Source organism: Pseudanabaena sp. UWO311, assembly GCF_006937785.1.
Lineage (GTDB): Bacteria > Cyanobacteriota > Cyanobacteriia > Pseudanabaenales > Pseudanabaenaceae > Pseudanabaena.
The window spans coordinates 31,641-46,905 of record NZ_SJEE01000007.1 but is presented as its reverse complement, the minus strand read 5'-3'; the positions used below and the strand labels follow the sequence as shown (position 1 = coordinate 46,905).

Below are 15,265 nucleotides of genomic sequence, written 5' to 3'. Positions count from 1 at the left end.
ATCATGAGGAGAACATTTACCCCAATCCCTGCTGTCAATCGGCTTCTACGAAACCTTAGTCTATTTCTTCTGAGCTTTGTCTTTGTAATCACACAGCACCTGTGGCTGCTGCCTCCACCATCATTTGCCCAAGCATCCTCCCAGATCGCCATTCTAAATAGTTTTACTCCCAATAACAATGTTATTCCCGGTTCTGACTCAGTCTATCGCGTGACTTTGCGAAACTCCACAGGTGCAGCAATCACGATCACATCGCTGAACCATACCTTAGTTGGTGCTCCTGGTCCAATCACCATAACGAGTGCTACACCTACTGCAAATACCTGTGGTGGTGCTGGGACTGTGAATCTTATCGCTGGTACTGAACCTAACTCTGGCGGTGGGGGTGGTGCATCAGGTTCTTATAGCATCTCTGGATTTACAATCCCTGCGGGTGCACCTGGACAATGTATTATCGAGTTTCCTGTGCGCGGCTTTGTTTCTGGTAACCATACCGACACGATTAATGCTGGTGATTTAGTCACTAGTGTTGGTACGAACGCTGATCCTACAAGTGCCACTCTTCAGGTTCGCACTTTTGCTGCGGCAACTCTCAATAAAGCTTTTGCTCCCAATACTATCCCTGGGGACGGACGATCGCTAGTCACGATTACAGTGGATAACCCCAACGACTTCCCACTGACTGGTACAACCGTTCCACCCACTTTAGTTGATGCCTTACCAGCCTTACCTTCGCAACTGTCTGTTGATACTCGCGTGGGTGCTCCACTACCAACTACGACTTGCGCAGGCGGGACTGCTACCAGCATACTGGGCAACACCTCAATCCAGCTCACGGGCGGCACAATTCCTGCTAATGGCTCTTGTACAATTACCTTCCCTGTCACCTCTGCCGTCGGTGGAAGTTACACAAATACTATTCCCGTTAATACCCTAAACACCCAGAATCGGATCAGCAATAGCAACGCTCCGAGCGCTGATCTTACCGTGCAGACCGCAGTTACGATCGCTAAAGCAGGGCTAGCGAATAATCTGCCTGAAGGGGCTGTTAGGACAATTACGATTACAGTTTCCAATGGTGGTTCCCAACTTACAGGTCTGGTCGTTACCGATCCTTTACCCGCATTACTGGAAATCGCTCCAACACCAAATGCTCGGACTACCTGTATTGCAGGTGGAGTAAATACGCCTTGGGCAACTCAACCCACTGCTGGTTCTACTACCTTTACTCTTAACACTGCTAATTTGGGGGCTGCTGCGATCGTCCCTGCATCTGATCCTGTTACTAACGCTCTCGGAACTTGCACGATCCAAGTAGATGTTCGTACTATAACTGGGGCGATCGGAAATCTTCCTCTCCCTGAAGCAGAGAATACGGGAACTAACATAATTGATCGCATTACCAACTTTAGTAACGATCAAGTACGTGTACCACCTGCTAATGCGACTAATCCCTTTAGTGTCATTGCGGGACTTAATGTTGCTAAATCCTATAGCCCTAACTTAATTGCGCCTGGAAGCACTACTCGCGTTACGATCACAGTACAAAATAGATCTCCTATTCCAGCGACAGGCGTTAACTATACTGACAATCTACCAACGGGCGGTGGGCAGCAACTAGTGGTTGCTACTTCGCCAAATCCCACTTCCACTGGCTGTGGTGCGCCAACACTTACAGCAACCGCAGGTAGTACTTCGGTTATCTTATCAGGTGGAACGATCGCAGCAGGAGCCACTTGTTCATTCTCTTTTGATGTCTTTGCTCCATCAGTTACTCCTGTAGGTACTACCTTTGACAACATTATTGCCAATAACTCTATTGCTAACAATGACGGTTTAGATAGCAATGGTGTCACTAATACTGAAGGTAGATTGACAGCCGCTTCGCGGGTTAACGTTGCCAAGGTCTTTGCTCCCACTCCAGTTGGTCGTGGTAGACCTTCTCAAGTAACCATTACGATCACCAATAACCGCCGCAGTCTGGCGGGTGTCGCAGAACCTCTCACGAATGTAGCAATCACTGATCCTCTACCTGCCAATTTACAGGTTGCCACTCCTCCTAACTCATCCAATACTTGCGGTGGAACGTTTACACCAATTGCGGGTAGTACGAGTGTTTCCCTCACTGGAGGTGGTATTGCTGCTAGTGCTAGCTGCCTACTGCGATTTGATGTAATTGAGATAGTTCAAACCTTTGCCGCCTTCCCCACTCCCCAAACCTATAGCAATACTCCAACCGCGTTTAGCAATAATGAAGGTGAGCCAGCCACTCTGCCCACAGCTAACTTAGTAGTGATTTCGCCTCTCAGTGGTACGAAAACCTTTCAATCTCCTTCTGTAAGTGCCAATGGTACATCCAGAGCCACAATTCAATTCAATAACACAGAAGACATTGCTCTCACTAATCTGACTTTTACGGATAGCTGGGTGCAGACGAATACGATTATTGCTACTGTTCCTAACTTTCAGACTACTTGTGCAGGTGGTGCTTTTAGCGCGATCGGTGCTAGGACTTTTACCTTCTCAGGTGGCACGTTACCCGCAGCAGTGGGTGGTGTTGATGGGATTTGTACAGTATCCTTTGATGTCACGATTGATGGTACAGGTGGTAATACTTTTACAAACACACTGCCAGTAAACTCTGTTACAACTGCACAAAGCTTCTCTAATCCTGCAGTAATTAGTGGAACCCTCAATCGTGTTATCAATGACTTGACGATCAATAAATCATTTGCCCCAAATGCATTAAACTCTGTCGGAGATCCCTCGGTCTTAACAATCACGATCGCTAATCCTGGAGTGGGTGGTATTACCGCGACAAATTTGGCGTTTGTAGACACGATGGCTACGGAAATTTTAGTATTTCCTACTCCTACTGCCACAACTACTTGTGGTGGGACGGTATTATTGCCAGGAGGGGCTAGACCAGCAGGTTTTGTAGGTGCTGCAACCTTGGGAGTCAACGAATTTGGCTTAGTCGGCGGTACTCTCAATGCTGGCGCAACCTGTACGATCACTATCCGTACTACTCGGAATACGGCAGGTAACCGTACCAATACATTGCCAGCCAATAGCATTGTTACTCGTGAGGGTACTACTAACTCAGCCGCTGCATCAGCGACCCTTAACGCATTGCCTGCTCTTAACGTTTCCAAGGATTTTCTCCCAAACTCGGTTGCAGGTGGTCAGATTAGCCGTCTGACTGTAACCATCCAAAACCGTCAAACTACAGGCGAGCTGGGTGGTCCTTTGAACAATATTCGGTTTACAGATGACTTACCAGCAAACGTGCGGGTAGCAGGTACGCCAAATGCCACTACCACTTGTACCAATGGCGTGTTTAACCCAGCATTGGGCGGAGGAGAAACAACCTTTACCTTGCAAGGCTTTGAGCTGCCTTTCAATACGACCTGCACTGCGGCGATAGATGTGGTTTCCAATATTGCAAATACCTATACCAACACTATCCCTACTGCAAATGTGCAAGCAACCATACAAACCACTATTGGCGGTGGTACGACAACTTCCAATGGTCCCGCAACTGCGGACTTAGTCATTACATCTACCGTCCTACCTCCCGAAGTAATTTTGGTCAAGCGGATTACGCGAATTAACAACATTGACATTACTGGTTTTGACGATGGTCCTGGTACAGATGACAATGATGCTAGATGGCCAAGTCCAACTTCCGATTCTTTGCGTGGAGTGATCAGTCAACCTAATGTACGACCTCAGGATGATGTGGAGTACACAATCTATTACCTAAATCGCGGTCAAAGCAATGCAGGCAATTTAAGGATTTGCGATCCAGTTCCTGCTAATACTAGCTTTATAGCCAATGCTTTTAATGGTTCTACTCCCACTGACGGCGGATCATCTGTGGATCTAGGTATTGTCTTACAGACAGGTACGACATTAGGCGATCGCCGATTTCTAACAGGTGCTAACGATTTACCCGATCGCGGTCGATACTACGATCCTGCTTTAGGCGAAGTACCTGCGGCAGCAGGACTAGAGAGATGCCCTGATCCTAATAATCCTGCCGCTTCAATTACCAGCAATGCCAACGGTATTGTGGCTGTTAATGTCACCCGCACCACAGGAGCGCCCACATTCCCTGTTGTCCCCAATGCTACAGCCGCTGGAACACCTCCAACCTCCTATGGATTTGTGAGATTTAGAGTAAGAGTTCGTTAGACAACAAAAAGCGGCGCGATCGCGCCGCTTTTTGTTTTTGATAAATAACATAAAATCGTTGATTATCTTTAATTGAAGATTATCAAATCACGACTACTGGTACAGGTGTGCTAGGGCTTAATCTAGTGAAAAGGATTATAGCGATTAACAACATTCAGATCAATGGATTTGTGGATGGAGCAGATACAGCTATATCTAATGATAATGTTCCAAATTGGCTCATAGCTAATACCCAATATTTAAGAAGTGCGATCGCCTGTACTATAGTATCCCCTTAGCATGAGGCACTCCAACTAAGTTCCTAAGAGTTCATCCGTTTTCAGGTAAGAGTGAGATAAGAAGCCTACCCAAAAGATAGTGCTGCGGGCTTTGCCCGCAGCACTATCTTTTGGGCTTTATGCCTGTCCTAAGCAAAATTTGCACTACTATTGTTCGTATAATTTGTGGTAAAGGACAAGCAAATAGATAAAGTACCATTCAAGATTTTAAAGAATTAGTGGGGTGGCTTCGCCACCCCACTAATTATGGTTTTATATTTGGATCTTTATTAAATCGCACAGCCCTAACAATAAATTATTTAGTCTATCAATGCAGGTAACTCATAAGATGAGCCGTACTAATTTTTCTGATTTAGTAGATTGTCTCCAATTGCGATCCCAAAATCAGTCCAGTCAAAATGCGTTTACATTTTTAGTGGACGGAGAGTTAGATGTATTTCCTATGAGTTATCAAGATCTGGATTTACAAGCAAGAGCAGTTGCTGCGCAACTGCAAGATCTAGTACCAGCAGGTTCACGAGTATTATTGTGCTATCCATCAGGACTTGAATTTATTAGTGCTTTTTTTGGTTGCCTTTATGCAGGCGCGATCGCGGTTCCTGTTCCACCTCCTAAACGGGCTCAAATGCAGTCGCGCCTAAGGGCAATTGTTAACGATGCTCAACCTGCTGTGGTACTGACGACATCAGCACTATTAGATAGTTTGCAGCAGTCATGGTTGAGTTTTCCAGATTTGCCAGTTGTGCAATGGATGGCTAGCGATCGCCTGTCACCCGATTTGGCAATGCAGTGGCAACGCCCAGAGCTAAAGCCAGACAGTCTTGCCTTTTTGCAATATACCTCTGGCTCGACGGGGCATCCTAAGGGCGTGATGGTCAGTCATCAAAATCTCATACATAATTCTGCTTATATTCAGACAGCTTTTGAGCTAGACCAAAGTAGTGTTTCGGTGAGTTGGTTGCCAAACTTTCATGACATGGGGCTAATAGATAGCATTATTCAGCCCATATATACGGGCTTTGGGGGGGTATTAATGTCGCCAGGGGCTTTTTTGCAAAAGCCAATGCGCTGGCTAGAGGCAATTTCGCACTATCGAGCAACTCATTGTGGGGGACCAAATCAAGGCTATGAGTTGTGTGTCCGCAAAATTAGTCCAGAACAAATTAATCAAACGCAAATCGATCTAAGTTGTTGGCAAAGTGCTTATACAGGGGCAGAACCAATTAGGCGATCAACATTAGAGCAATTTGCTAGCAAATTTCAGCCATTAGGATTCCAGTCAAAATTTTTCTATCCCTGCTACGGCATGGCAGAATCAACGCTGATGATTTCGGGAGGTGTAGTTAATGCTGAGCCAGTTTATTGCGCGATCGCATCCCCAGCGCTTGAACAAAAACAAGTTGTAACCGTGGCTGATACTGATCCAAATGCAAAACATTTTGTCGGGGTCGGCAAAGCTTGGCTGAATACTAAAATTGCGATCGCTAATCCAGAAACACATATAAAATGCCCACCCGATCAAGTTGGTGAAATTTGGTTGTCAGGCAGTAGTGTGGCTCTAGGATATTGGCAGCAACCAGAAGTGACTAGAGCCACATTTCAAGCTCAACTTGTAGATAGTCAATCCAACGACCAAGTGAATTGGCTTCGTACTGGCGATTTAGGCTTCATGCGCGATGGAGAACTTTTTGTGACAGGACGGCTCAAAGATTTGCTGATCCTTTGGGGTCGCAATCACTATCCGCAAGATATTGAATTGACTGTTCAAAACAGTCATCCTGCATTGCGGATTGATGCTGGTGCAGCTTTTGCGATCGATGTTGATTGTCAAGAGTGCTTGGTGATTATGCAAGAAGTAGAAAGAACTGCATTACGGGAACTCGATGTTGAGGGAATCATCACAGCAATCAGACAAGCGGTATCGGAACAACATGAAATTTCGGTATATGCGATCGCGCTGATCAAACCCGCAAGTATTCCCAAAACCTCAAGCGGCAAGATTCAGCGTCAGGCTTGCCGACAACAGTTTTTAGCAAATAGCCTTGATATAGTTGGTCAATGGAAACTACCAAAGGCAGAAAATTTAGAATCTTCTGTCCCGATTACACTTAAAGCTGAATTGACGGAAGAATCCATCGCTGAATGGATCGTGAATCGTCTTAGTCAACTCGCCAATCTTGATCCAGATGAGATTGATATCGATGAAGCGATTTCTCGCTTCGGACTTGATTCATCAGTTTTGCTCAATCTCACCGCCGACTTATCTGATTGGCTTGAGCAAAAACTAATGCCAACTTTATTTTGGGAATATCCCACAATCACGGAGTTAGCAGCATATTTAATTGAGTTGAATTGACAAACCCAAATTTGCAAGATCGCACCCCGCAGGGGCAAAACCTTATAAATTTGGATAATTAATTTTGTACGGGTACTTACATGACAACAAACAAATTCAGGTTCGATCCATTTTCTCCAGATTTTCATGCTAATCCCTATCCCATTTATGAATGGTTACGTGATAACGATCCAATTCATTGGAGTTTTATGCAAGCTTGGGTAGTCACCCGCCATCACGATGTTGATGCATTACTCAAAGCCCCAGAACTGCACGTTGACGATCTACCAATGCGGTTAAGACAAAAAAGCCAATACCTTAAGCAGGGCAATTTTACAGCCTTGGCGCAAACGATCGAAAACTGGCTGTTTTTTCTAGAACCACCGCACCATACCAAACTTAAAAGTTTAGTTGCCAAATCTTTTTCCCCAAGCATGATCGAAACCAGACGACCTGCGATCGCAGAATTAGTAGATCGCATACTCGTGCAAGCAGAGCAGAAAGCTCGTCAAAATAATGGCGAAATCGACATTATGATTGATTTTGCCGAACCTCTCCCTGCAATGAGCGTCACGCAAATTCTTGGTTTGCCATTGGAAGATCATGACAAGCTAATGCGTTGGTCTTACGATTTGTTTTTTGTATTCGATCAACCGATGTCCCTAAGTGGCTATCAGAAACAAAACGAAATTGCGATCGAGGCGCGAGAATATCTGATTAACCTGATGGCTACGAAACCATCAGGACTATTGGGACAACTCCTAGAGGCTAGGGAGCAAGGCACACAACTGAATGAAGATGAAATTTTAGGCTTTTGTATCATGCTGTTGATTGTGGGACAAGAAACCACTAAAAGCCTGATCGGTAATAGCGTTCTCGCCCTTTTACAGCATCCTCAAGCTTTAGCCGAATTACAGCAAAACCCGAATTTGATCCCCGCTGCGATCGAAGAGTTAATGCGATTTGATAGCCCTGTGCAGGTGATTGCCCGCCTTGCTACTGAAGATTTTGAGTATGGAGGTAAAACTATTCATACTGGCGATAAAGTGATTTTGTGTCTCGGTGCGGCAAATCGCGATCGCGAAATTTTCCCCGATCCCGATCAAATTAATTTTCATCGTCGTAATTATAATTTGCCATTTGGCGGTGGGCTACATTACTGCTTAGGCGCAGCTTCAGCAAGGGTTCAGGGTCAGATTGCGATCGGGAGTTTGATCCAGCGCTATCCTCATTTAAGATTAAAAAATGAGAGCAATCCTGAACTTCAGTGGCGGGAAAGCATCACTTTGAGGGGTTTGAAAACTTTACCTGTAAAATTTTTAGCATCATGAGAGAACCGATCGCAATTATTGGTATTGGCTGCCGTTTTCCACAGGCTAGAGGAGTTGCAGCATTCTGGCAATTACTGCGCGATGGCGTAGATGCGATCGCACCCATGCCTAGAGATCGCCGTCAACTGTATCCTTTTAGCAGCTTTGATGACGCTGCGCTTGAAGCCATAAATGGACGATGGTGCGGATTTTTGGATGGAGTCGATCAATTTGATGCAGATTTTTTTGGGTTTTCTGCAAGTGAGGTAGTGGCGATGGACCCGCAGCAGCGACTATTGTTAGAAGTGAGTTGGGAAGCCCTAGAAGATGCCGCCATAAATCCAGAGCAAATTAGAGGTAGTCAAACTGGTGCGTTTATTGGCATTTCAGCAAATAATTATGAAGCACTTTTGCAAACAGGCGGCGACCAAATCGCTTGTATATCTACTGGCACAAGTGATGCGATCGCCATTAACCGCATTTCTCATTACTTCGATTTGCAAGGTGCAAGTATCCCAATTAATACTACTTGTTCATCCGCATTAGTTGCTGTCGATCTAGCTTGCCAAAGTATTTGGTCTGGTCAAAGTTCTCTTGCTTTGGCAGGTGGTATAAATATCTTTGCTAATTTAGGAATATCTCTAGGCTCCTCAGAATTACTGTCAAAAAACCACCGATGTCAATCTTTTGCAGCAAAAGCCGATGGTTATGTGCGTTCTGAAGGTGTGGGAATTGTCGTTCTTAAACCCTTGTCTGAAGCTATCAAGGATAGCGATCGCATTTATGCAATGATTCGTGGCAGTGCAGTTAACCATAATGGTCGAGGCAATGGACTCACTGCTCCCAATCTTCAAGCACAGGAATCACTATTGCGTCGCGCTTATCATCAAGCTGAGATCGATCCTCTTACTATTCACTATCTCGAAGCTCACGCCACTGGCACGCTGATAGGCGACGCATTGGAAATGAAAGCGATCGAACGAGTATTTAACTCTAGTTCCTTAGAAAATTCTGCCAATAAAAAATGTCAAATTGGCACGGTGAAAACAAATATTGGTCATACAGAAACTGCTTCAGGAATTGCAGGGCTGATCAAGATCGCATTAACCCTGCACCATCGCCAAATCCCAGCCCATTTACATTTCGAGATGCCAAATCCATACATTGAATTTGATAAACTATCTCTCCAAGTACCAACCGTTCTTACTCCTTTACCTCCAGAGGGAGCTCTATATGCAGGTATAAGTGCTTTTGGCATGGGTGGAACGAATGCTCACGTTGTTTTAGAATCTGCACCTTCAGTTTCTATTCTCAATCCAAATTCATCGATTAATTGTGCTTACCATGTTTTGCTTCTGAGCGCTAAGACCGAACAGGCTTTACGGCAAATGGCAATTAATTATCATGATTTTTTGCAAGAAAATCCAGAAGTCGCGATCGCCCAAATTTGTGTCACGGCTATGCGGCGATCGCAGCTTAACTATCGCCTTGCGATCATTGCAAATGAGATCGGTGACCTACAGCAAAAACTGAGTGCATTTATTAGCGATAGTCAGTCAAGCCAAGTATTTAGTGGCAAAGCAAACCAGAAAAAATACAAAAAACAGTCTCTCAAGTCAATTCTCTCGGCTCAAGAAATTTCGATCAGCGTCCTTAAACAAAATTATCCTGAATCTACCCTAGAACAAATTACTTTTGGATTCTCTTCATTACCAGAAATAGAACCAAATACACATCAATTTTTACGCGATCAAATTGTTCAACTTTGGGTACATGGTGTCCAAGTCGATTGGAGCAGTTTATATGCTAGCTCTCATTTAGTCCCAATCTCATTACCATCTTATCCATTTGAGCGGCAATCTTTTTGGGTGCAGCCTTCTTCTCAATTAGATAGTTCAGAAGCACCCCCAGTTGCTGAAACACCCATAACGAATCCAACCAAGACAAAATCAGCAAAAGATTTAGAAAGCAATTTTGTTGCCCCCCGAGATCGCATTGAGCAAAAATTAGCAACTATTTGGGAAAAAGTTTTCAACATGAAACCCATCGGCATCTATGACAACTTTTTCGATATCGGTGGAACTTCGAGCATTGCGGTTGACTTATTTGCCAAAGTCGAACAGGCTTTTAAATCTCATCTTAGTCTTGTTGTTTTATTTCAATGTCCAACTATTGCTCAACTTGCCCAGACATTAAGCCAACTAAATCAACAAGAGCAATCGGAGCAAAGTGTAGATTGGTCAACCCTTATACCAATTAGGACAGAAGGTAGACACCCTCCTTTATTTTGTGTTTCTGGTATTCGTGGCAGTGTACTCGTATACGCTGATCTTGCTAAATATTTGGGTGCAGATCAGCCTTTTTATGGGCTGCAACCAAGAGCCCTAGATGGTATACATCCTCCCCTCACTAGCATCGAAGAAATAGCATCTGACTACATTCAAGTTGTGCGAACAGTGCAGCCCAAAGGTCCTTATTTCTTTGGTGGCTATTCTTTTGGGAGTCATATCGTGTGGGAGATGTCTCAACAACTATATCAGCAAGGTGAGAAAGTCGCCTTACTTGCTTTATTTGATGGCAAAATTAGATCCACAAATACAGTTAGGCAACCTTTTCACAAGAGAATTTTTTTGCATTATCAAGAATTCAAAAAAATGGGCTTTATATATTTTTTCCAAAAATTTCCAGCATGGCAAGAATGGCTAATCGGTAAGTATAACTATTGGACAAAGGCAATTACTCGACGTTTTTATCAACGGATGCAATGGCAATTACCGATTTATCTCCGTCAATCTGCGATCGAGGAGTCATTAGAAAAAGCTGGTGTAGAGGCAATGAACAAATATATAATTCAAGCTTATCCAGACAAGGTAACCTTGTTTCGGGCTGACACACAGGATTCACCAGTTCAAGGCGTAGGTTTTGTGCCACTAGAACTAGAATGGGATCTGGGATGGGGTAAGTTAGCGGCAGGTGGATTGGATATCCAAACTATCTCTGGCGATCACATGTCAATGTTTCATGAGCCACAGGTGCAAATATTGGCGCAGAAATTACAGAAATGCTTGCATAGAGCGCGACAAGCTCCAAGATGACAGCACAAAGTACTATCTCTCACCTTTATCAAAAAGGAAAAGCCCGTCATATGACGGGCTTTTCCTTTTTGATAAATAACGCAAAATCGTTGATTATCCTTGACGAGCTTTGAACTTTGGGTTTGACTTACAAATGACATAAATTCTGCCGCGACGACGCACAACTTTGCAGTCCTTATGGCGAGTTTTTGCCGATCTGAGGGAGCTAACAACTTTCATGAACTAATGCCTAACGTTTACTGATGATCAAAATTTTTGACACGGCTTTTAATCCTAGCATGATTTTTGACCAGACATTAAAGCCAATTTAAAGAGGGTGCTAAACACCCTCTTTAAATTGGCTTTAATATAGTTGCGTTTCGCCAATCCAGTGCTATGCTTGCAAGCATAAATTTGCTCAATCCCAACACTTAATTTTATTCTTGTAATGCTGCATCCAACTGCCATCCCTTACTTGGTCGCCTTTGCAGTATCTGCGATCGTGGTGTGGCTAAGTACGCCGATTATTCGTCATTTTGGTCTTAAAGCAGGATTAGTAGACAAACCTAACCATCGTAAAATGCATACAACTCCAGTTGTGCGTGTAGGTGGGGTAGCAATTTTTTTGGGCAGTGTCAGCGCCTTATTGCTAGTTTGGGTAGGAGGATACTTTGGGATATTGCCGCAAACTAGAGAATATGAAGTCTGGGGTGTAACCATCGGTGGCGCAGCCTTTTTCCTAATTGGGTTTGCTGATGACCTGTTTAACTTACCACCATTGCCCAGATTAATTGCGCAGTTAGCAGTATCCGCTGCCGCATGGCGCGTGGGCGTGAGAATAGATTTTATCTCAGTGCCATTTATTGGCATTATCAAATTTGGTTGGTTTAGTTTGCCAATTACGATGGTTTGGCTATCGGGTATGGCAAATGCAATCAATTGGTTGGATGGACTTGATGGACTTGCCGCAGGAGTAACCACGATCGCAGCCGCTGTAATTTTAATAACTAGTTTATTTATGCAGCAACCTGCGGCAGCCTTGATTGCTGCGGCACTAGCTGGGGGATGTCTGGGTTTCTTGCGCTACAACTTCAAGCCTAAAGGTTCTGCGGAAATCTTTATGGGCGATGGTGGTGCTTATTTCTTGGGGTTTACCCTTGCAGGTGTGAGTGTCATTGGTCTAGTCAAGGCAGTGGCGACGGTGGCACTGATTATGCCCTACATGATTCTTGCAGTGCCGATTGTGGATGCGACTGCGGTAATTTTGCAGCGAATTAGGCGAGGTGAGTCGCCAATGTCCGCAGGTAAGAATCATTTGCACCATCGCTTAGTGCAGGCAGGTGTATCAAAAAGGCTCACAGTTTTATTTATCTATGCGCTCACCCTCTGGGTCGGAAGCATCGCGATGGCGGTTTCAGGGATGCCTGCTGGGGGAACCTATGCGGCGATTAGTACTTTATTGATGGCGTATGCTTGCTTTAAGGTCTGGCAAAGGATTAGGGCGCAAGAACTGCGATCACAAAAAGAACAGTCGATTAGCGATCGATAAAACAAAAAAATGAGGTGAAACACCTCATTTTTTTGTTTTAACAGCCTGTTTGAGATTCTTCATTGTCCAATCTACTAAGACTTTTATAAATATTAGTAGATTGATTCTAGGAACTGTATAAGGTTTGTGTCTCCACTTTCTTTTACATAGAAAGAAGTTTTAGCGTAGTCCAAAACTGACATTCCTTTGTTATCCCTTAGATTTACATTTGCACCTTTCTCAATTAGTAGTTTAACAATTTGAATATCTCCACTTCTTGCCGCAAACATCAGAGATGTGCATCCATCTTGGGTTGTTTGATTTAAATTTGCCCCTGAACTAATCAAAAAATCACATAAATCGTAGCCAACTTTAAAAGCTTTAATCCTAAATCCTGTATTGTAATGGCTCGCTATCATAAGTGGACATACACCATCATGATAAGCAGTATTCACGTTAGCACCACTATGTACAAGAGTTTTTGTAACATCCAATACGTAATACTTGTTGTAACTAAAAGCTCTAAATATAGGTTGTCCTAAATTGGGATCTGCTCCAGCTTTGAGTAATACCTGAATAATATCAGCAGAACACCTGTCACATGCTCTCATTAATATAGTGCAGTCTGAATCATCATAAGCATTCACGTTAGCGCCTTTGGAAATTGCTTTCACAATTTTTATTTTTGATACATCGCTCCTACGAAGAAGTTCAAAAAGCTCAAGAGTGTCTTTATTCAAAGGTTCTCTTGAGCTTTTTTCTTTTATAGAATCCATAATTCTTTTTGCTGATTTATGGAAATCTTGATGCGTAAGAGGTAAAAGGAATTCAAATATATCATCCCTTCCAGCTTGAGCCGCACATTCAAGAGCAAATGTACCCTCTCTTACAATATTCGGATCAGAGCCATAATCAATTAAAAGTCTAACTATCTCTATACTTTGACCTCCTGCTGCATCCATTAAAGGAGTAACAACTCTTTCAACCTTTCTAAAATTTACGTCATCTACCAAGCCTAGCATCAGCGAAACTAGCTCTTGATCTCCAGCCTCTGCAACCTTCCCTAGAAGCGTAATCTCATCTACCCATGCATTGGCATCTACTTCCTTCTCGACAATCATTTCTCGCAACTTCTGCAATGGTTCTAGGCTCTCCGTCTCAATTGCTAGAAAAGCTAGGTTAAAGGCTAAATCGAAAGAATTTCTAAATAATTTAGTCATGTTTTTCCATAACATAGAAAAAAAAGAGGCGCTTTGCGCCTCTTTTTTTAGATTTCAAAGCCTGTGGCAGCTTCTTCTATCGCCATTTTATGCATCACCTTCGCCAATTCCGCCGCCACTTCAGGGCGAGAGAATTCAGGCGGCGGACATTCGCCACGACGGAGCATTTCGCGGACTTTTGTACCAGAGAGATGTACGCGCTCTTCGGGAAGACTGGCACTGGTTTTAGTGGTTGCCATGCCCTGAACTCGTTTGCAATAGAAAGCATGTTCAAACATCAAAGGCGTAATTCCGAGTTCGCCATCTTCAAATTCATAGAAAATATGTTGTGCGTCATAGGTTCCGTAGTAGTCACCAACACCCGCATGATCGCGCCCGACAATGAAATGCGTACAACCATAGTTTTTGCGAATCAAGGCATGGAAAATCGCTTCACGGGGCCCCGCATAGCGCATCGCCGCAGGATTAATCGCCAAGGTCACCCGATCTAAGGGGAAATAATGCTCCAGCATGATTTCATAGCAACGCATCCGTACATCGGCGGGCACGTCGTCGCTCTTAGTTGCGCCGACTAGAGGATGCAGGAATAAACCATCGACGATTTCCAATGCACATTTTTGGATATATTCATGGGCGCGGTGAATCGGGTTACGGGTTTGGAAACCGACAATTGTACGCCAGCCTTTTTCGATGAATAGTTCACGAGAGTCAACAGGATCGATCTGATAGGTGGGAAATAGAGGATGAGGACGACGCTCTAACAGCCACACATCGCCAGCCAGATACACATCACCTTGGGCATAGACCACTTTGACTCCAGGATGCCGATCTTCATTGGTGCGATAGACATGGATCGCTTCCTTGAGTTTGTCGTATTTGTATTTTTCGCTTAGTTCTAATACGCCAATAAATATACCGTCAGGATCATTTAGACGCACAAGGCTGCCAACGCCCAGAGTATCTGCAACTTCAGTAGTGACGGGCAAGGTAATCGGAATCGACCAAGGTAAGCCATTGGCGAGACGCATATTTAAAACTACGGACTCATAGTCAGCTTTACCTAAAAAGCCAGTCAATGGGCTAAATCCACCGATCGCAATAAGCTCTAGATCCGACAGCGATCGCTCTGTTAGTTGCACGCTTGGCAAGTGGTCAGCTTTGCTATAAAACACTTCTTTTTGTGCTTCTGTTGCCATGCGGTTGATCAGTTGACCGCCGTGCGGTGCGATATTTTTTAGTTGTCGAGCCATGAGTTAAAACTACTAGGAAATTGTTAAATTAATGTTAACTTTTTTTGTCTCCAAAAACTAAATTTAAGCATTA

Annotated in this window: 8 protein-coding genes; 5 read left to right on the top strand and 3 right to left on the bottom strand. The window is 44.0% G+C overall.

Annotated elements, in window-relative coordinates; genetic code table 11:
- Window positions 1-3 precede the first annotated feature (3 nt).
- The 4 genes from PseudUWO311_RS07800 to PseudUWO311_RS07785 all read left to right on the top strand — a co-directional run bounded on the left by PseudUWO311_RS07800 (window position 4) and on the right by PseudUWO311_RS07785 (window position 11,215).
- Window positions 4-4,197, top strand: a complete 4,194-nt coding sequence (locus PseudUWO311_RS07800; RefSeq protein WP_142654638.1) for a beta strand repeat-containing protein — start codon at window positions 4-6, stop codon at window positions 4,195-4,197.
- A 606-nt stretch (window positions 4,198-4,803) separates the two neighbouring features.
- Window positions 4,804-6,831, top strand: a complete 2,028-nt coding sequence (locus PseudUWO311_RS07795; protein WP_142654637.1) for an AMP-binding protein — start codon at window positions 4,804-4,806, stop codon at window positions 6,829-6,831.
- Window positions 6,832-6,911: 80 nt separating this feature from the next.
- A complete protein-coding gene (locus PseudUWO311_RS07790; RefSeq protein ID WP_142654636.1) occupies window positions 6,912-8,141 on the top strand; it encodes a cytochrome P450 in 1,230 nt (409 codons plus the stop codon).
- Complete coding sequence (locus tag PseudUWO311_RS07785; RefSeq protein ID WP_142654635.1) at window positions 8,138-11,215, top strand: type I polyketide synthase; 3,078 nt, start codon at window positions 8,138-8,140, stop codon at window positions 11,213-11,215. The genes PseudUWO311_RS07790 and PseudUWO311_RS07785 overlap by 4 nt, the downstream gene beginning before the upstream one ends.
- Before the next feature lie 93 nt (window positions 11,216-11,308).
- Here PseudUWO311_RS07785 and ykgO read toward each other — a convergent pair whose 3' ends face one another.
- The gene (gene ykgO, locus PseudUWO311_RS07780; protein ID WP_094534052.1) at window positions 11,309-11,434 is read right to left on the bottom strand and encodes a type B 50S ribosomal protein L36; all 126 of its coding nucleotides are present in this window, start codon (window positions 11,432-11,434) and stop codon (window positions 11,309-11,311) included.
- 208 nt (window positions 11,435-11,642) lie between these two features.
- Here ykgO and PseudUWO311_RS07775 point away from each other — a divergent pair, with 208 nt between their 5' ends.
- Window positions 11,643-12,743: a glycosyltransferase family 4 protein gene (locus PseudUWO311_RS07775; protein WP_142654634.1), complete on the top strand. Its 1,101-nt coding sequence runs from the start codon at window positions 11,643-11,645 to the stop codon at window positions 12,741-12,743.
- Between the two features lie 92 nt (window positions 12,744-12,835).
- Here the strand turns inward: PseudUWO311_RS07775 and PseudUWO311_RS07770 are convergent, their stop codons facing one another.
- Both PseudUWO311_RS07770 and sat read right to left on the bottom strand, forming a co-directional pair.
- Entirely contained in the window at window positions 12,836-13,942 is a 1,107-nt protein-coding gene (locus tag PseudUWO311_RS07770) for an ankyrin repeat domain-containing protein (RefSeq protein WP_190303432.1), read from the bottom strand.
- Between the two features lie 47 nt (window positions 13,943-13,989).
- A complete protein-coding gene (gene sat / locus PseudUWO311_RS07765) occupies window positions 13,990-15,192 on the bottom strand; it encodes a sulfate adenylyltransferase (protein WP_142654632.1) in 1,203 nt (400 codons plus the stop codon).
- Between the last annotated feature and the right edge of the window lie 73 nt (window positions 15,193-15,265).

What these genes read in the sequence shown, in the direction of transcription:
- PseudUWO311_RS07795 (WP_142654637.1), top strand. Translation starts at nt 4,804, where the DNA reads ATGAGCCGTACTAATTTTTCTGATTTAGTAGATTGTCTCCAATTGCGA.
- PseudUWO311_RS07775 (WP_142654634.1), top strand. Translation starts at nt 11,643, where the DNA reads ATGCTGCATCCAACTGCCATCCCTTACTTGGTCGCCTTTGCAGTATCT.
- PseudUWO311_RS07800 (WP_142654638.1), top strand. Translation starts at nt 4, where the DNA reads ATGAGGAGAACATTTACCCCAATCCCTGCTGTCAATCGGCTTCTACGA.
- PseudUWO311_RS07785 (WP_142654635.1), top strand. Translation starts at nt 8,138, where the DNA reads ATGAGAGAACCGATCGCAATTATTGGTATTGGCTGCCGTTTTCCACAG.
- sat (WP_142654632.1), bottom strand. Translation starts at nt 15,192, where the DNA reads ATGGCTCGACAACTAAAAAATATCGCACCGCACGGCGGTCAACTGATC.
- PseudUWO311_RS07790 (WP_142654636.1), top strand. Translation starts at nt 6,912, where the DNA reads ATGACAACAAACAAATTCAGGTTCGATCCATTTTCTCCAGATTTTCAT.
- ykgO (WP_094534052.1), bottom strand. Translation starts at nt 11,434, where the DNA reads ATGAAAGTTGTTAGCTCCCTCAGATCGGCAAAAACTCGCCATAAGGAC.
- PseudUWO311_RS07770 (WP_190303432.1), bottom strand. Translation starts at nt 13,942, where the DNA reads ATGACTAAATTATTTAGAAATTCTTTCGATTTAGCCTTTAACCTAGCT.